Origin of the sequence: Falsirhodobacter xinxiangensis, assembly GCF_004959935.1 — a bacterium.
Taxonomy (GTDB): Bacteria; Pseudomonadota; Alphaproteobacteria; order Rhodobacterales; family Rhodobacteraceae; genus Falsirhodobacter; species Falsirhodobacter xinxiangensis.
Window position 1 is genome coordinate 67,372 of sequence record NZ_SMYN01000004.1, and the last position, 17,439, is coordinate 84,810.

At 66.1% G+C, this 17,439-nt stretch carries 14 protein-coding genes; 6 read left to right on the plus strand and 8 right to left on the minus strand.

Features of this window, described 5'->3' with window-relative positions:
• Positions 1-48: 48 nt before the first annotated feature.
• The 7 genes from serA to E2K76_RS06205 form a co-directional block, all read right to left on the minus strand.
• A complete protein-coding gene (gene serA / locus E2K76_RS06175; protein WP_136683415.1) occupies positions 49-1,644 on the minus strand; it encodes a phosphoglycerate dehydrogenase in 1,596 nt (531 codons plus the stop codon).
• Positions 1,645-1,698: 54 nt separating this feature from the next.
• The gene (locus tag E2K76_RS06180; protein WP_136683416.1) at positions 1,699-2,841 is read right to left on the minus strand and encodes a phosphoserine transaminase; all 1,143 of its coding nucleotides are present in this window, start codon (positions 2,839-2,841) and stop codon (positions 1,699-1,701) included.
• A gap of 187 nt (positions 2,842-3,028) precedes the next feature.
• Complete coding sequence (locus tag E2K76_RS06185) at positions 3,029-3,799, minus strand: ABC transporter ATP-binding protein (RefSeq protein ID WP_136683417.1); 771 nt, start codon at positions 3,797-3,799, stop codon at positions 3,029-3,031.
• Positions 3,796-5,763, minus strand: a complete 1,968-nt coding sequence (gene fhuB / locus E2K76_RS06190; RefSeq protein ID WP_136683418.1) for a Fe(3+)-hydroxamate ABC transporter permease FhuB — start codon at positions 5,761-5,763, stop codon at positions 3,796-3,798. Before fhuB ends, E2K76_RS06185 begins: the two co-directional genes overlap by 4 nt.
• Positions 5,760-6,638: an ABC transporter substrate-binding protein gene (locus tag E2K76_RS06195; RefSeq protein ID WP_246032910.1), complete on the minus strand. Its 879-nt coding sequence runs from the start codon at positions 6,636-6,638 to the stop codon at positions 5,760-5,762. The genes fhuB and E2K76_RS06195 overlap by 4 nt, the downstream gene beginning before the upstream one ends.
• On the minus strand, positions 6,635-8,746 hold the full coding sequence (locus E2K76_RS06200) for a TonB-dependent siderophore receptor (RefSeq protein WP_136683419.1): 2,112 nt from the start codon (positions 8,744-8,746) through the stop codon (positions 6,635-6,637). The genes E2K76_RS06195 and E2K76_RS06200 overlap by 4 nt, the downstream gene beginning before the upstream one ends.
• A gap of 117 nt (positions 8,747-8,863) precedes the next feature.
• A complete protein-coding gene (locus E2K76_RS06205) occupies positions 8,864-9,829 on the minus strand; it encodes a GlxA family transcriptional regulator (RefSeq protein WP_136683420.1) in 966 nt (321 codons plus the stop codon).
• A 66-nt stretch (positions 9,830-9,895) separates the two neighbouring features.
• Here E2K76_RS06205 and E2K76_RS06210 point away from each other — a divergent pair, with 66 nt between their 5' ends.
• Genes E2K76_RS06210 through choX form a run of 3 tightly spaced genes read left to right on the plus strand, consistent with a single transcriptional unit; the run spans position 9,896 to position 13,156 of the window.
• Entirely contained in the window at positions 9,896-10,795 is a 900-nt protein-coding gene (locus E2K76_RS06210) for a BKACE family enzyme (RefSeq protein ID WP_136683421.1), read from the plus strand.
• Positions 10,792-12,213 carry a carnitine 3-dehydrogenase gene (locus tag E2K76_RS06215; RefSeq protein WP_136683422.1) on the plus strand — a complete coding sequence of 474 codons (1,422 nt, stop codon included), beginning with the start codon at positions 10,792-10,794 and terminating at the stop codon, positions 12,211-12,213. The genes E2K76_RS06210 and E2K76_RS06215 overlap by 4 nt, the downstream gene beginning before the upstream one ends.
• Positions 12,214-12,232: 19 nt before the next feature.
• Positions 12,233-13,156 carry a choline ABC transporter substrate-binding protein gene (gene choX / locus E2K76_RS06220; protein ID WP_136683423.1) on the plus strand — a complete coding sequence of 308 codons (924 nt, stop codon included), beginning with the start codon at positions 12,233-12,235 and terminating at the stop codon, positions 13,154-13,156.
• A 1-nt stretch (position 13,157) separates the two neighbouring features.
• Here the strand turns inward: choX and E2K76_RS06225 are convergent, their stop codons facing one another.
• Positions 13,158-14,336 carry an MFS transporter gene (locus E2K76_RS06225; protein WP_169053218.1) on the minus strand — a complete coding sequence of 393 codons (1,179 nt, stop codon included), beginning with the start codon at positions 14,334-14,336 and terminating at the stop codon, positions 13,158-13,160.
• A gap of 116 nt (positions 14,337-14,452) precedes the next feature.
• Between E2K76_RS06225 and serB the strand changes: the two genes are divergently transcribed.
• The 3 genes from serB (at position 14,453) to E2K76_RS06240 (ending at position 17,439) form a co-directional block, all read left to right on the plus strand.
• Positions 14,453-15,334, plus strand: a complete 882-nt coding sequence (gene serB, locus E2K76_RS06230) for a phosphoserine phosphatase SerB (RefSeq protein ID WP_136683425.1) — start codon at positions 14,453-14,455, stop codon at positions 15,332-15,334.
• Between the two features lie 123 nt (positions 15,335-15,457).
• Positions 15,458-16,903, plus strand: a complete 1,446-nt coding sequence (locus tag E2K76_RS06235) for an NCS1 family nucleobase:cation symporter-1 (protein ID WP_136683426.1) — start codon at positions 15,458-15,460, stop codon at positions 16,901-16,903.
• Between the two features lie 56 nt (positions 16,904-16,959).
• Positions 16,960-17,439, plus strand: coding sequence for an acyl-CoA thioesterase (locus tag E2K76_RS06240; protein WP_136683427.1), 480 nt, complete (start codon positions 16,960-16,962; stop codon positions 17,437-17,439).

Consider the following 17,439-nt stretch of genomic DNA (forward strand, 5'->3'; position numbering starts at 1 on the left):
CCGGAAGCAGCGCCCCCGGTCCCGAACTTCGTCATATGCGCGGCGGCGTCAAGCCACGTCGAAGGCCAACGGGCGCACCTGCTGGAATTTGCCGGTGGCCTCCAGCTCCTCGATCACGGCGGCGTCCAGCACGTCATCGACATAGATGATCGCGATCGCCTCGCCGCCCGCATCGGCGCGGCCAAGGGTGAAGTTCGCGATGTTCACGCCATGCTTGCCCAGCGTGCCGCCCAGAACCCCGACCACGCCCGGCACGTCGCGGTTGGTGGTATAGAGCATGTGCGGCCCGACCTCGGCATCGACGTTGATGCCCTTGATCTGGATGAACCGCGGCTTGCCGTCCGAGAAGACGGTGCCCGCGATCGACCGCTCGCGGCTTTCGGTCACGACGGTCAGCTTGATATAGGCGTCGAACACGCCCGACTTGTCCTGACGGGTGGTCGAGATCTGGGTGCCGCGCTCTTTGGCGACGACCGGGGCCGAAACCATGTTCACGTCAGGGTTCGTCGCCTTCATGATGCCCGCGATGGCGGCCGCGTTCAGCGCCTCCAGCTTCATGTTCGACACGGCGCCGTCGTAAAGGATGTTGATCGCCTTGATCGGCTCATCCTCCATCTGGCCGACGAAGGTGCCCAGATGGTTTGCCAGCTTCACCCACGGGCCCATGACCGCAGCTTCTTCGGCGGTGACGGACGGCATGTTCAGCGCGTTCTGCACGGCGCCGGTCAGCAGGTAGTCCGACATCTGTTCGGCCACTTGCAGCGCGACGTTCTCCTGCGCCTCGGTCGTCGATGCGCCAAGGTGCGGGGTGACGACGACGTTGGGCAGGCCGAACAGCGGGCTTTCGGTCGCCGGTTCAACCTCGAACACGTCGAATGCAGCGCCTGCGACGTGGCCGGACTTCAGCGCCTCGGCCAGCGCGGCTTCGTCCACCAGACCGCCGCGGGCGCAGTTGATGATGCGCACGCCGGGTTTCGTCTTGGCGATGTTTTCCGCCGAAAGGATGTTCTTGGTCTTTTCCGTCAGCGGGACGTGCATGGTGATGAAGTCGGCGCGGGCCAGAAGCTCGTCCAGTTCGACCTTCTGCACGCCCATTTGCACAGCGCGTTCTTCGGACAGGAAGGGGTCGTAGGCGACGACCTTCATGTGCAGGCCAAGCGCGCGGTCGCAGACGATGCCGCCGATGTTGCCCGCGCCGATCACGCCAAGCGTCTTGTTGAACAGCTCGACTCCCATGAAGCGGGACTTTTCCCACTTGCCGGCATGGGTGGAAACCGATGCCTCGGGCAGTTGGCGGGCGACGGCGAACATCATCGCGACGGCATGTTCGGCGGTGGTGATCGAGTTGCCGAAGGGTGTGTTCATCACGATCACGCCCTTTTTGGACGCGGCGGGGATGTCCACGTTGTCGACGCCGATCCCGGCGCGGCCCACGACCTTCAGGTTGGTCGCCAGCGCCAGCAGCTTGTCGGTGACCTTGGTGGCCGAACGGATGGCAAGGCCGTCATACTGGCCGATGATCTCGGCCAGCTTTTCCTTGTCCTTGCCGAGTTTCGGCATGTAGTCGACTTCGACGCCACGGTCGCGGAAGATCTGGACGGCGGTTTCGGACAGTTCGTCCGATACGAGAACGCGAGGTGCCATGATGGGCTCCTATGAAATGGGATTGGGGGTCGGGGGCATGGTGCCCCCGAGGGATCAGATCGCAGCGATTTCGGCGTTGAACGCGTATTCGATCCACGGCATCAGGGCCGCGACATCCGAGGTTTCCACGGTCGCACCGCACCAGATCCGCAGACCGGGAGGGGCATCGCGATAGGCACCGGCGTCAAGAGCGACGCCCTCTTTCTCCAGCCGTTTGGCGACCGCTTTGGCGAAAGCCGCGCCGTCGGTGATGCGATCGTCCGTGAACTTCAGGCAGACCGAGGTGCAGGAGGCGTTCGCCGCATCCACCGCAAGGTTCGCGATCCACGGCTTGCCTGCGATGAAATCTGCAATCGCCTTGGCATTGCCTTCGGACCGCGCGATCAGCGCGTTCAGACCGCCCAGACCCTTGGCCCATTTCAGCGACACGAGGTAATCCTCGACGCAGAGCATGGACGGGGTGTTGATCGTCTCGCCCACGAAGATGCCTTCGATGATCTTGCCGCCTTTGGTCATGCGGAAGATCTTCGGCAGCGGCCATGCGGGGGTGTAGGATTCCAGACGCTCGACCGCGCGGGGCGACAGGATCAGAACGCCGTGGCCGCCTTCGCCGCCCAGCACTTTCTGCCAGCTGAACGTGGTCACATCCAGCTTGTCCCAGGGCAGGTCCATCGCGAAGGCCGCCGAGGTCGCGTCGCAAATGGTCAGGCCAGCGCGGTTCGCGGGGATCACATCGCCATTCGCGACACGCACGCCCGAGGTAGTGCCGTTCCAGGTGAAGACGACGTCCTTGTCGAAGTCCACTTCGGCGAAATCGACGATCTCGCCATAGGGCGCCTTGCGGACGGTCGCGTCCAGTTTCAGCTGTTTCACCACATCGGTGACCCAGCCTTCGCCGAACGATTCCCAAGCGAGCATTTCGACGGGGCGCTGACCCAGCAGCGACCACAGCGCCATCTCGACTGCGCCGGTGTCCGAGGCAGGAACGATGCCGATGCGGTAGTCCGCAGGCACGTTCAGAATTTCACGAGTGAGGTCGATCGCCTCTTTCAGCTTTGCCTTGCCGACGGCGGCACGGTGCGAACGACCCAGCGGGGCGTCCGAAAGCATGGACAGATCGAAACCGGGGATCTTGGCGCAGGGGCCGGACGAAAAACGCGGATTCGCCGGGCGGGTCGCCGGGGCAGTGGTAGCCATTGCTGGTATCCTTACAGATAATCGCCCTTCGTTGGGGAAGGGTGTCCCGCCGCAAGCGATACGGCGGCGCGGAAAATAACGCAAGAATAAAAGGCAGCGGCGTTGCGCGGCAGGGCAAGTGGCTGATAGCGCGCGGAAACGTCGGGGTCCTTGCCGATTGCCGATGCCCGGATAAGGCGAATCGGGCTTATGCGGGAACGGCGACGGGGGTGCCGTCCGGGCGCAGCATCACCTGCATCGGCAGGCCATAAATCTGCTCAAGCATCCTCGGCTGCATCAGATCGGAAGGCGGGCCCTGCATCACGACCTGTCCCCGGCGCAGCGCGATGACGTGGTCGGCATAGCGCGCCGCCATGTTCACGTCGTGCAGCACCACCAGCGCGCTGCGCCGCTGGCTGTGGCACATGTCGCGGACAAGCGACATCACCTCGACCGCGTGGCTGATGTCCAGCGCCGAGATCGGCTCGTCCAGCAGAAGGGTTTCCGCGCCCTGTGCGACCATCATCGCAAGCCATGCCCGCTGCCGCTCGCCGCCCGAAAGCGTGTCGACCAGACGTTCGGCCAGCGCGGCGACCCCGCATTCGGCCAGCGCGCGATCAACGGCGCGGGCATCGTCCGGCCCGAACCGGCCCAGCGCGCCGTGCCAGGGGTAGCGGCCCAGCGCGACCAGTTCGGCCACTGTCATCCCATCCGCCGGGGGCGTCGTCTGCGGCATGAACGCAAGCCGCCGGGCGTGATCGCGGGCGGCCCATGCCCCGATCGGCCGCCCGTCGAACCGTATCGCCCCGCCCGAGGGCGCGATCTGCCGCGCCAGCGTCTTCAGCAGCGTCGATTTTCCCGACCCGTTGTGACCGATCAGCGCAATGAGCTGCCCTTTGGGCACATCCAGCGTCAGCCCGTCCAGAAGGCGGCGGCCCGGCACATCGACTGTCAGGCCGGTCAGGGAAAACAGGCTCATCTCGCACGCCTCATCATCAGGCCGATCAGCCAGGGCGCGCCGATCAGCGACGCGAATAGGCCAAGCGGAAGTTCATAGGGAAACCCGGCCATCCGGGCGCCGAAATCGGCCGCCAGCATCAGCCCGCCGCCGATCAGCGCGGCCCCGGTCACGTGATCCATCGGCAAGACGAGCCCCATCCGGCGCGCCATGTGCGGCGCCATCAGGCCGACGAAGCTGAGCGGTCCGACAAGGATCGTCGCGCCACCCACCGCCACGCCCGCCACGACGACCAGCGCAAGCCGCGCCCCGCCGGTCCGAAGTCCGAGCCCGCCTGCGACCCCGTCACCCAAGGGAAGGATGCCCAGCCAGCGGCGCGTGCCCAAGGCCATCGCCCAGACCGCTGCCACGACGGCGCACAGTCCGGCGGCCCCGGCGGGCGTCACCATCGCCGCCGATCCCGACAGCCATGCCAGAACGAGGAAGGATCGCGTATCGCCCACGGACATGATCGCCGCCAGAACCGCCGAAGCCAGCGCCGACACCGCGATCCCGGCCAGCAGAATGCGTTCGGGCGGCATCTGGCGGCGTTGCGCAAAGGCGGCCACGACCGCAAGCGCCGCAATGCCGCCGGTCATCGTGCCCACCGCCAGCGTGCCCGTCCCCGGCACCGCGACGAAGAACACCGCCAGCGCATAGCCGAGCGCCGCGCCGCCCGACACGCCCAGGACCTCGGGCGAGGCGAGGGGGTTCGCAGTCAGCCGTTGCAGGATCGCGCCCGCCATTCCAAGCGCCGCCCCTGCCGCCGTCGCCCCGATCAGGCGCGGCAGTCGCATCGGCAGAAAGGTCGCGAAGCTGTGCCGGTCCAGAACCGCCCAGCCGCCGGGCACCCGCCCGATCACAAGCAGCACCACGCCCGCCAGAAGGATCGCGGCCGAAATGGCACCCAGCAAACGGTAGGGGCGGCGCGCGCGGCGCAGGCTCGCCTCGGCCCGCTCCTCGCCGGGGGGCGTCGCGCCGCGCAGGCGGGGCAGCAGCGCGATCAGCAGCGGCCCGCCGATCAGCCCGGTCAGCGCGCCGGTCGGAAAGCTTTCGGCCCCGAGCCCCGCGAGCGTCAGGACCAGCCCATCGCTGAGCGACAGGAGCAGCGCGCCCGCCACCGCCGACAGCACCATCAGCCGCCCCGATCCGCTTGCCCCCATCGCCCGCGCGGCAGCCGGTCCGGCAAGGCCGACGAAGGCGACGAGGCCAACCTCGGCCGAGACTGCCGCCGCCAGAACCAGCGCGACGGTCACGGCCAGAAGCCGGACGGCGGCCACGTTCAGCCCCAGCCCGCGCGCCCCTTCGGCACCAAGCGAAAGCACGCGCAAGGGCCGCAGCAGCAAGCCCGCCGCAAGCGCCCCGGCGGCGAAGACGAACGCAAGCGCCCGCACCCCCGACCAGTCCTGTTGCACCAGCGATCCGCCGTTCCAGATCACCAGCGACAGGAGGTATTCCCCCTGCGACAGCGTGACGGCGGTGGCGATTGCGCTTGCGGTCATGCCCACCAGCATCCCGGCGATGACCATCGTGACCGGGGCGAAGGCTCGTCTCGCGCCGATCGCCATGACCAGCAGGGACGCCGCCGCCGCGCCCGTCACCGCCACAGGCCAGCGCCCGTATTCCATCAGGCCGGGCGCGATCACGGTGCCAAGCACCAGCGCAAGCTGCGCCCCCGACTGGATGCCCAGCGTCGTCGGATCGGCGACCGGATTGCGCAGCACGACCTGAAGGATCGCCCCCGACAGGCCCAGCATCGCCCCGGCCACCAGCGCGATCGCCCCGCGCGGCATCAGCCCGAAGGCCAGCCGGATCTGGTCCAGCGTCATCGCCTCGGGCCGGAAGGGCAGGGCTGGCCAATGCCACCCCGCCAGCGCATGGGCCGCCAGAAGCCACAGAAGAACCGCCGCGCCCAGCGCGGGAAGAAGCGTCAGTGTCCGGGTCATGCGATGGTCGTCGGCCCCGAGGTCAGCGCCCGCTCCAACTCGGCCGCAAAGCGCAGCACGGTCGGGATCGCGCCGAACGGGTTCAGCCCCGGCAGCGCATGGACGCGGTTCTGCGTCACGGGTGGCAGGGCGCGCCAAAGCACGGACCGTGCCAGTGCCCGACGGGCGGCCAGCGGCGGCGGGCCGATCACGACCACCCGCGCGTCCGGCATGTCCGCCAGCGATTCCAGCGGCACCGGAGCCATGAAGCCGAAAGCCGTCGGCTGGCTGCGGGCATTGGTCAGGCCCAGCCGTTCCAGCGTGCTGCCGAACAAGCTGTCGAAGCCGAACATCCGCATGTGTCGCGCATCGCCGATATCGATGAGCGCGACGGGACGGTCACGAAAAGGTGCCAGCCGCGCCGCGGCGGCATCCAGCGCCGCATCGGCAGCCTCGGCCACGCGCGCGGCGGCGGCGGTGTCGCCGATCTCGTGCCCCATATCCGCAAGCGCGGCGAAGGCACGGGGCAGCGGCGGCTCGCCCGGAACGAAGAAGGTCAGCGACAGGACCGGGGCGATGCCCTCCAGCCGCGCTCGATACTGCGTGTAATAGGGGGAGGACAGGATCAGATCCGGCCTTACAAGCTGTAGCAGCTCGAAATTCGGGGACCCGCGCAGGCCAAGATCGACCACGTCCTGCGGGATCACCGGCTGTTCGACATCGGCGCGGTATCGGATCAACTCGGCCCCCGCGACGGGCATATGCCCAAGCGCGATGGCGGTTTCCATCATCGCCCAGTCGATGGCCGCAAGGCGCGGCGCAGGTTTGGCCCGACCTGACGAAGACGCCGCCAGCAAGATGCCGGCGGCGGTCAGAAAGGTGCGTCGCTGGATCACCAGGTATAGGCGACCTTGGCCGAAACCACGCGCCCCTCGCCATAGGAGCAGTAGGAGAAGCCGCAGGCCCCCAGATAGACCTCGTCGGTCAGGTTGGACACGTTGACTGAGGTGCGGATGTTCTCCCAGTCGTAGCGGACGGCCAGATCGACCAGCGTGGCGCTGTCCAGTTTGCCCGAGTTGGCCGCATCGCGGTACCGCTCGCCGATATAGCGCACGCCTGCACCGGCGGTGAAGCCGTTGCCAAAGTCGCGATCGACCCACAGGCTGGCAAGGTGGTTCGGGGCGTCGGGCAGTTCATTGCCATTCAACGGATCGGCGCTGAACGAAACCTGTTCGGTCTTGTTGTAGGCATAGGCGCCACGGATCGACCACCCTTCGTCAAGCTGGGCGGTCGCTTCGAGTTCCAGGCCACGCGATTTCACCTTGCCGATCTGGAAGGGGTCGGATCCTTCTTCGCCGACGCGCGGAACGAAGCGGGTCACGTTCTCTTGCTCCAGATCATAGAGGGCGGCGGTGAACAGAGCGTCAAATCCTACCGGGCGATATTTCACCCCGACTTCAAGCTGCTTGCCCTCGGTCGGTTTCAGAACGTCGCCGTTGCCGTCCTGCCCCGCCTGCGGGTCGAACGAGGTCGAGTATGTCGCATAGGGTGTGAACCCGTTCGGCATGACATAGGACAGACCGACGCGTCCCGTCAGTTCCGTGTCCTTGAACTCGGACGGCGAGCCGTAACGGTTGCCCTCCTGTTCGACCCAGTCGTAGCGCAGACCTGCGACGCCGCGCCAGTTGCCGAAGCTGAGTTCGTCCTGCGCATAGATGCCTGCCTGGCGCAGCACCACGTCGCCGGCATTGGCGGGGTTATCGAAGATCGGTGCGAAACCGTTGTAGTCCGGGTTGCGCCAGTTGAGGTCTGGCGTCCCCGTATCGTCGTCGTCCTCAGTTTCCGTGCCTTTTTTGTCCCGGCTGAACTGGCTGCTTTCGAACGCGTCGTATTTACGGATGTCGGCACCGAACAGAAGCTGGTGATCGACCTGCCCGGTCATCACGTTGCCCGAAAGCCGGGTATCGAGGCTGATCGTGTCGCTCTTCTCGTTTTGGCGCGAGGACCCGCGCGAGAAGGTGTCGGGCGTCAGCACCGCGCTGGCATAGGTGCCTTGGTAATCCCAGTTGAACTTCTCGTAACGCAGACCTTGGCCCAGCGTCCAGCCGTTGCCAAGATCGTGGCTGATCTCGATGCCGAGGCTCAGCATCTCGCGGTCGCTGTCGTCGAAGTTCTTCTGCCCAGTATAGAGGTCGCGCAGGGTGTCGGCATCTGCGGATTCAGTCAGCGCGAACGGCACACCCGTCGGCGAGATCGGCGCATCCTTGGTGTAGTTCAGCAGAACGTCCACGGTCGTCGCGTCATCGGGGGTGTAGCGCAGGGCGCCGGCAACATAGCCGCCCTCGTTGTCCAGATCCTCGATCTGGGTGGTGTCGTTGCGCCCGATCCCAGTCAGGCGGAAGGACAGGGTATCGGACAGAACGCGGTTTGCATCGAAGAACAGGCGCGCGCCATCACTGCTGTCGACGCCCACGCCGACCTCGCCGAAGTCGAACGAACGGGCGCGCTTCTGCACCATGTTCACGACGCCGAGCGGCGATCCGGCGCCATAGACGGCCGAGGAGGGGCCGCGCAGGACCTCGATCTGTTGCAGCCCGTAAAGCTCTTGCGCCGCCGCGCCGAAATAACGCCCTTGGCGCAGGCCGTTGACGTATTGGGCGCCTTCGGCGTTGAAGCCGCGAATGCGGGGCGAATCGAACCGGGGGTCGCGTCCGAAGGGTTCGGCAAGGATACCTGCGGTATAGCCGAGAGCCGCCCCGACGCGATCGGCGCCCTGATCGTTGATCTGGTCATTGGTCACGACCGACATCGACTGCGGCATCTCGTTCACCGGCAGGGTGGATTTCGCGACCTGCGCGCCTTCGGCGACATAGCCAGCGACATCGTCCGCCTGAACCACGATCGGGCTGAGAACGATGATGCGATCGCTTTCCTGTGCATGGGCCGCGCCGACGGCAAGAAGGCTGGCACCTGCCAGCAAGGCAAGACGAATGGATGATGGCATGATCGTGACCCGGAACCTGTGATGTCAAACTGTGATGACGATACGGGCGGGCCCTGTCAACGAGGCTGAGAGTTTTTGTCGGAATTGCCGTGGCACCGTGGCCGAAACGCCATGTCCTCATCCGCGCCGAAGGCTGCCGGGGGATATTCCGAAAGCGTTGCGGAAGGCGCGGCTGAGCGTGGCCGGGCTGGTGAAGCCGGTGCGCAGCGCAACTTCGACCAGCGGGTGACGGGTGTCCGTCAGCAGGCGGCGCGCCGCCTGAAGCCTCAGGTTCAGGGCATAGGCGCCGGGGGTGGTGCCGAAATCGGTGCGGAACAGCTTTTCCATCTGCCGGGGGGAAAGACCGACGGCGCGGGCGGTGCTTGCTGCGGTTTCGGGCGCGTCGATCCGTGCCTCCATCCGGGCGGCAGCGGCGGCGACGCGAGGGTCCAGCCCCGGCTCGCGCAGCGAGGAGGCGATCTGCGGCACCGCGCCCGGCGTCTGGATGGTCTGAAAGCTCATCGCGACCTGGCGGGCCAGCGGGGCGCCGTGGCGACAGCGGATCAGATGCAGCATGAAATCGGCCGCCGGACCGGCGCCGCCGATGGTCACGCGCCCCCGGTCGATGACATAGCGGTCGGGAACGACTTCGATCGCAGGGTGGCGGGCGGCCATGTCCTCCAGATCCTCCCAATGGACGGTGGCGCGGTATCCGTCCAGAAGACCTGCCCGCGCCATGATCCATGGCCCCGAATCCACGCCGCCGATCAGCGCGAAACGGACGGCCATGCGGTGCAGGTCCCGGATCAGCGCGGGCGGCGCGACCGCGTCCTGATGAAACCCCGCGACGATGAACAGTGCATCCGCGCCCGCCGCCGCCCGCAGCGGCCCGGACGATGGCAGCGACAGCCCGCAGGTCAGCGGCACCGGCCCGCCATCGCGCGACACGACCCGCCAACGGAACGCCTCGTATCCCAACTGGCGGTTCGCGTTTCGCAGCGGGTCCAGCGTCGATGCGACCTGAAGGATCGACGCCTCGGCCAGAACCAGAAGCGCGATGGTCAGCGGGTTTCGTGCGGGGCCGAAGATCGCGTTTTCCGTCATCCGGGATTCGTAGATCGCAAATCACCGTCTGCCAAGAGGCGTAGGCTTGCGGCAAAGGAGAACCGAATGCCGCTGACCATGAACCGCGAAGTCTTTATCACCTGTGCCGTGACCGGATCGGGCGGCACGCAGGACCGCTCGCCGCATGTGCCTCGCTCGCCGCAGCAGATCGCGGAAAGCGCCGTCGCTGCGGCCAAGGCGGGGGCGGCCATCGTCCACTGCCATGTCCGCGACCCCGAAACCGGCGCGCCTGCCCGCGATCCGGCACTCTATCGCGAGGTGACGGAGCGTATCCGCGACAGCGAGGTCGATGTCGTGTTGAACCTGACCGCGGGGATGGGGGGCGATCTGCTGTTCGACGGAACCGAGAACATGGCGATGTCGCCCCGGTCCGACATGGCGGGCGCGACGGAGCGCGTCGCGCATGTGGTCGATTGCCGCCCCGAGATCTGCACGCTGGATTGCGGCACGATGAACTTCAACGAAGCCGATTACGTCATGGTGAACACACCCGGCATGTTGCGTGACATGGCCGCACGGATGACGGCGGCAGGCGTGCGGATCGAGATCGAGGCCTTCGACACCGGCCATCTGTGGTTCGCGCGGCAACTGGCAGAGGAGGGGATCGTCCCGGACCCGGTGCTGGTGCAGCTTTGCATGGGCGTGCCGTGGGGGGCGCCGGACGATCTGAACACCTTCATGGCGATGGTGAACAACGTGCCCGCGGGTTGGACATGGTCGGCCTTCGCGCTGGGGCGGCACCAGATGCCCTATGTCGCGGCCTCGGTTCTGGCGGGCGGCAACGTCCGGGTCGGGCTGGAGGACAACCTGTGGCTGGGCAAGGGCCAGCTTGCCACCAATGCGCAACTGGTCGAGCGGGCAGTGACCATCATCGAAAATCTTGGCGCACGGGTCATCACACCCGCCGAGGTGCGCACGAAGCTGAAGCTGGAGAAACGGGCATGAAGGCGGCGATCATCGGCGGTGGCGTCATCGGTGGCGGCTGGGCGGCGCGGTTCCTGCTGAACGGCTGGGATGTGGTGGTGTTCGACCCCGATCCGCAGGCCGAACGCAAGCTGGGCGAGGTGCTGGCCAATGCCCGCCTGTCGCTGCCCGCGCTGTCGGATGTGCCGATGCCGACCGAAGGGCAGCTGAGCTTCGCTGCCTCGATGGCCGAGGCGGCGGCGGGTGCGGACTACATCCAGGAATCGGTCAGCGAACGGCTTGAGTTGAAGCATCGCGTCTATGCCGAATTGCAGGCGGCGAATGGGACGGCGGTGATCGGGTCATCGACATCCGGGTTCATGGCGTCGGATCTGCAAAAGGGCAGCGCCAATCCCGGCCAGATCATCGTCGCGCATCCGTTCAACCCGGTTTATCTTTTGCCGCTGTCCGAAGTCTCGCCATCCCCCGCCAATCCGCCCGAGGTGGTGGAGCGCACGATGGAGGTGATGCGCCGGATCGGTATGTTCCCGCTGCATCTGAAGAAGGAAATCGACGCCTTCCTTGGCAACCGCTTCCTTGAGGCCGTCTGGCGCGAGGCGCTCTGGATGCTGAAGGACGGCGTCGCCACGACCGAGGAGATCGACGAATCCATCCGCATGGGCTTCGGCCTTCGCTGGGGGCAGATGGGCCTGTTCGAGACCTATCGCATCGCCGGGGGCGAGGCGGGGATGAAGCATTTCATGGCCCAGTTCGGCCCGGCGCTGCAATGGCCGTGGACCAAGCTGACCGATGTGCCCGAGTTCAACGACGAACTGGTCGATCTGGTCGCCAGCCAATCGGACGCGCAGTCGGGTGCCTATGACTTCCGCGAGTTGGAGCGGATCAGGGATGCCAACCTTGTCGGCTTCCTGCGGGTGCTGAAAGACCGGGACTGGGGCGCGGGCCGCGTGCTGCGCGAACACGATGCGCTGCGCGAGGCCGCGCCCGAGGCGGGGCTGGAATTGCACCGGCAGGTTCTTCCGGCTTGGATCGATTACAACGGTCACATGACCGAAAGCCGGTATTACGAGTTGAACTCGCATGCCATCGACGCATTTCTTGCCCTGATCGGCGCGGGGCTGGACTATGTCGCCACGGGGCGCAGCTTCTACTCGGTGGAAACCCATATCCGCCATCTGGGCGAGGCGAAGCTGGGCGACCGGCTGACGGTGCGGCTTCAGGTCCTGTCGGCGGACGATAAGCGATTCCGCTCCTTCGTCCGCATCGAGCGGGAGGGCGCGCTGCTGGCGACGGTCGAACAGCTTTGCCTGCATGTGGATGCCGGAAAATCCGCCCCCGCCGCGCCCGAGGTCTGGGAAAAGTTGAAGGCTGTCGCCGATGCGCATGCCAGCCAGCCGATGCCCGAAGGGGCAGGGCGCGCGGTCGGACAAAAACGATAACGAACAACAGGAGGTATGAATGAAAAAGCTGATCGCGATTCTTCTTTGCACGGCGCTGCCCGCTGCCGCGCAGGACCCCGAAACCTGCCTCGCGCCGCGGTTCTCGGATGTGGGCTGGACCGACATCACCGCCACGACCGCCATCGCCGCCCGCGTGCTGGAGGAATTGGGATATGCGCCCGAAATCCAGATCCTGTCCGTGGCCGTCACCTTCGAGTCGCTGAAACAGGGCGATACGGACATCTTCCTTGGCAACTGGATGCCGCTTCAGGAACCGATCCAGACGCCGCTGGTCGAGGCGGGGCAGATCGACGTGATCCGCCCGGTGCTGGAGGGCGCGCGGATCGGTCTGGCCGTGCCGAAGGCGACCTATGATGCGGGGCTGAAGACCTATGCCGACATCGCCGCGTTCCGCGACCAGCTTGGCGGGCAGATCTATGGCATCGAGGCGGGCAGCAGCGCGAACGCCACGATCATGGGCATGATCGAACAGGACAAGTTCGGCCTGAACGGGTTCAGCCTGATCGAATCGAGCGAGCAAGGGATGCTGGCGCAGGTGCAGCGCGCCTCGGGAAGCGAGCAGCCCATCGTCTTCTTCGGCTGGCAGCCGCATCCGATGAACGTGCGGATGGAGATGGAATACCTGACGAACGGCGACGACGTGTTCGGCCCGCAGGACGGCGCGGCGACGGTGCTGACCAACACCCGCGCGGGCTATGCCGCCGAATGCCCGAATGTGGGGAAATTCCTGTCCAACCTGTCCTTCACCGTCGCACAGGAGGATGTGCTGATGACCTACATCCTCGACGAAGGGCTGGAGGCCGGGGCCGCCGCCGAACGCTGGCTGGGCGAGAACCCGGACGTTCTGGACGGCTGGATGGAGGGCGTGACGACCGCTGCGGGCGAGCCGGGGCTGGACGTGGTGAAGGCGGCGCTGGAATAGGTCAGCGCGGGCGGCGCCGGTGCCCCGCCAGCGCCAGCGCCGCCCCAAGCAGGGACAAAAGCGCGAACAGGCGGAAGATGGTGACGTAATCGCCCGTCAGCCCATAGAGCGCGGCAAAACCCGCCGGACCCGCGACGACGCCAAGGAAGGTCCATGCCAGAACCTCGCCGGTGAGCGTCCCGCCCTTGGGGCTGGCATGGGCGGTTTCCGCCATCGCGACGCCGTTCCAGCCAAGCGCGGTCAGCCCCGCCAGAAGGATCATCGCAAAGCCGACAGCCGGGGCATCGTCCAGCAGCATGAATCCGAAACCAGCGGCACATTGCAACGCGCCCACCAGCGCCAGCACCAGAAAGCCCGATCCGAGCCGGTCCGCGACAAAGCCCCAGAACACCCGCCCGAACGCGCCGCTGGCCTGCATCGCGGCGGCGCAGCTTGCGGCAGCCAGCGCGGACCAGCTGAAATCCTCGATCAGCATGGCGACCATGAAGGAGGACAGCGAAAGCTGCATCGCCGAATACAGGAACCCCATGATAGCCAGCTTGCTGAGCGAGGAGTCGCGCCAGACGAGCGCCTGCCGGGCGCGGATGCCGCCCATGATCGGCACGGACGGGTCGCGGTCGCCATCCCATTGCGGGATGTAGCGGATATAGATCGCGGCGATGCACATGGTGGCTGCCGCCAGCACCACCATCGCCCATTGCCAACCCAGCCAATGCGCCAGCGGCGGAACGGCCAGCGCGGCAGTGACCCCGCCCAGCGGCACGCCCGCCTGCTTGATCGAAAACACCAGATTGCGTGTCGCTGCCGGGGCCAGCCGCGACAGGATATGTGACGAGGACGGGTTCACCAGCCCATATCCCAGCCCGATCAGTGCCGAGCCTGCCGCGACCCCAGCGATCCGCCCCGACGCCAGCCCGCAAAACCCGATTCCCGCTGCGACCAGCGCAATCTGCCCCACGCGCCCCGCGCCCAGACGTTTCACAAGGCCCCCCGCCATAATCGAGAACAGGATGCCGACGGCATAGATCAGGCTGACCTGATACCCGATCAGGTGCGGCGAAAGTCCCATCCCCGCTGCGACCAGCGTCGGAATAGCGGTGAAGGCAAGCACCGACGTGGTGGCGGCGATCTGCGATGCGGTGGTCAGTGCCAGCGCCTGCGGAAGGGAGGGAGCGGTCATCGGCGGGCCTTTCTTTCCCGCTTCATGCCGCATCGGGCGGGGAATGTCAGCGGGCCCGCTGGCACCAGCGCGGCTTTTGTGCCAAGGCGGGCGCAGACAGCAACGGAAAGATGCCCATGTTCATCGCAACGCTTTTGACCGATCCGTCCAACCCCGCGCTGGATCGCGCGACCGTCGAAAGCGTGCGCAACGCATGGGGCGGTGGCGATGCGCGCTGGCTGAACCCCGGCATCGCGGCGGAATTCCCGCTGGAGGATAAGCCCGAGAACCTGTGGGAGGTCTGGGAGGGCCTTCAGGCGCTGGGCGTCGATCTGGCCGTGCTGCCCGAGGCGAACCGGCGCAAGAAGCTGCTGCTGGCGGATATGGATTCGACCATGATCCAGCAGGAATGCATCGACGAGTTGGCGGCTGAGGCGGGCGTGGGCGAATACGTCGCCGCCATCACCGCCCGCGCGATGAACGGCGAGCTGGATTTCGACGCCGCCCTGCGCGAACGCGTCGGGCTGTTGAAGGATCTGCCCGAGAGCGTGATCGGCAAGGTGCTGGACAGCCGCATCACCTTCATGCCCGGCGGGGCCACCTTGATCGCAACGATGAAGGCGAACGGCGCGCGGGCGGCTCTGGTGTCTGGTGGGTTCACCGCCTTCACCGCGCGGGTGGCCGAGGCGCTGGGCTTTGACGAAAACCGCGCCAACGTGCTTCATGCTGCGGATGGCAAGCTGCTGGGCACCGTGGCCGAACCGATCCTTGGGCGCGAGGCCAAGGTGACCGCGCTGGAGGAGATCACCGCCGCGATGGGCTGGGCCGAGGCCGATGCGATCGCCGTGGGCGATGGGGCGAACGATCTGGGGATGCTGTGGCGCGCGGGGATGGGCGTTGCGCTGCACGCCAAGCCCGCCGTCGCCGCGCAATGCGATCTGCGTATCAACCATGGCGATCTGACGGCACTTTTGTATTTGCAAGGCTATTCGCTGGGCGAATTCGTATCTTCGCGCTAAGCCGAAGGCTGTTTTCGCAGAGGCAGCATAATCGTTTTGTCACTTTTCCGTTAGGATTCGCGTGACGCCGACACAGGCGCGCGCGCGGCAACGTCCGCGAAGTCCAACGGGAAAGGATCATCCATGGCTCTGCCGGGCAGCGGACGGGACAGTTCGCTTTACAACGAAGACCTCGCCCCCCTTGCGCCATCGCAGCGCAAATGGGGCTGGTTCGAGATTTTCAACGTCTGGAACAACGACATCCAATCGCTTTTCGGCTATTCGCTGGCGGCGTCGCTGTTCCTGACCTATGGGCTGAACGGTTGGGCGGTGTTTGCCGCGATCGTTCTGGCGGGCGCGTTCGTGATGGTTCTGGTGAACCTGACCGGCAAGCCGTCGGTGAAATACGGCATTCCCTATCCGGTGATGGCCCGCGCCTCGATGGGCGTGCGGGGCGCGCGGTTTCCGGCGCTGATCCGCGGCATCGTCGCGATCTTCTGGTATGGGGTGCAGACCTATTTCGCCTCGACCGCCGTGGCGCTGCTGCTCAATACCCTGCTGGGGATCGAAGGGGGCGCGACCTTCCTTGGAATGACCGCGATCGGCTGGATTTCCTATTTCGTCGTGTGCCTGTTCCAGATCGGGCTGTTCATGATGGGGATCGACTGGATCGCCAAGTTCCTGAACTGGGCCGGGCCGTTCGTCTATGTGGTGATGTTCGCGCTGATGCTGGTGATCTGGTATCAGGCCGGGAACGGGATCTTTGGCGCGCTCGGCTCCATCTTCGAGGGGGATACGGCAACGGACGCGCGCGGGCCGATCGCGGCCTTCATCGCGGTGATGGGTACGATGATCGCCTATTTCGCCGCGGTGGTGATCAACTTCGGCGATTTTTCCCGCTTCGTGACGACCGAGGGCGAGATGCGCAAAGGCAACTTCTGGGGCCTGCCGGTGTCCATCGCGGTGTTCTCCTTCATCGCGCTGTTCGTGACCGCAGGGACCGTGGTGCTGTTCGGAGAGCATCTGGTGAACCCCGCCGACATCGTCGAACGGGTGGATAATTTCTGGCTGACGCTGATCGCGGCCTTCACCTTCTTTGCCGCGACCGTGGGGATCAACCTCGTCGCGAACTTCATCCCGCCGGCCTATGACATCGCCAACCTTGCCCCTGCGCATATCAGCGCAAGGATGGGCGGGATCATCACCGCCGTCATCGCCTTCTTCATCGGGGCGCTTTGGGTGCCGCTGATTTCCACCATCGGGATCGCGGCCTTCGTCGATACGCTGGGCGCGGTGCTGGCGCCGCTTTATGGCATCCTGGTCGCGGATTACTACCTTGTCCGCAAACAGCAGGTTTCGCTGGACGACCTTTACGTCGCGGGGCCGGAGGGGGCGTATCACTATACCGAAGGCTGGAACATGAAGGCGATCACGGCCTTTGCCATCGCCGCCGTGTTTTCGGTGATGACGGTCTGGATGCCGTCGCTGGTCGCGCTGTCGGGCTTTGGCTGGGTGATCGGTGCGGTGCTGGGGGGTGTGATCCATGTGGCACTGATGCGGGGGCAAAACCCCGTCGCGCGCAGCGCCTGACTTTACACCGCGCTTCCGCCGCGCCAAGGATGCGGCGTAAGCGCGCAGGAGCCAGCATGACACGATCCGACCGGCATCTGGAAATGACCGAACTGATGACCCCCGACATGGCCAATTTCAGCGGCAAGGTGCATGGGGGCGAATTGCTGAAGCTGCTGGACCGCGTCGCCTTTTCGCTCGCCTCGCGCTATTCCAAGCATTACGCGGTGACGCTGTCCGTCGATCAGGTGCTGTTCAAGGAACCGATCAACGTGGGCGAACTGGTGACGTTTCGCGCGGCGATCAACTATGCCGGGCGCACCTCGATGGAGGTCGGCATCCGGGTCGAGGCGGAGAATATCCGCACCGGGGCCGTGCGGCATACCAATTCGTGCTATTTCACCATGGTCGCGGTGAACGACGACGGCAAACCCGCCGCCGTTCCGGTGTTCGAGCCGGAGGGCGAGGCCGACCGCCAGCGCCACCGGGCGGCAGAGTTGCGCCGCGCCCTGCGCCGCGAACACGCCGCGCGGATGGCGGAGACGACGAAGGCCTGA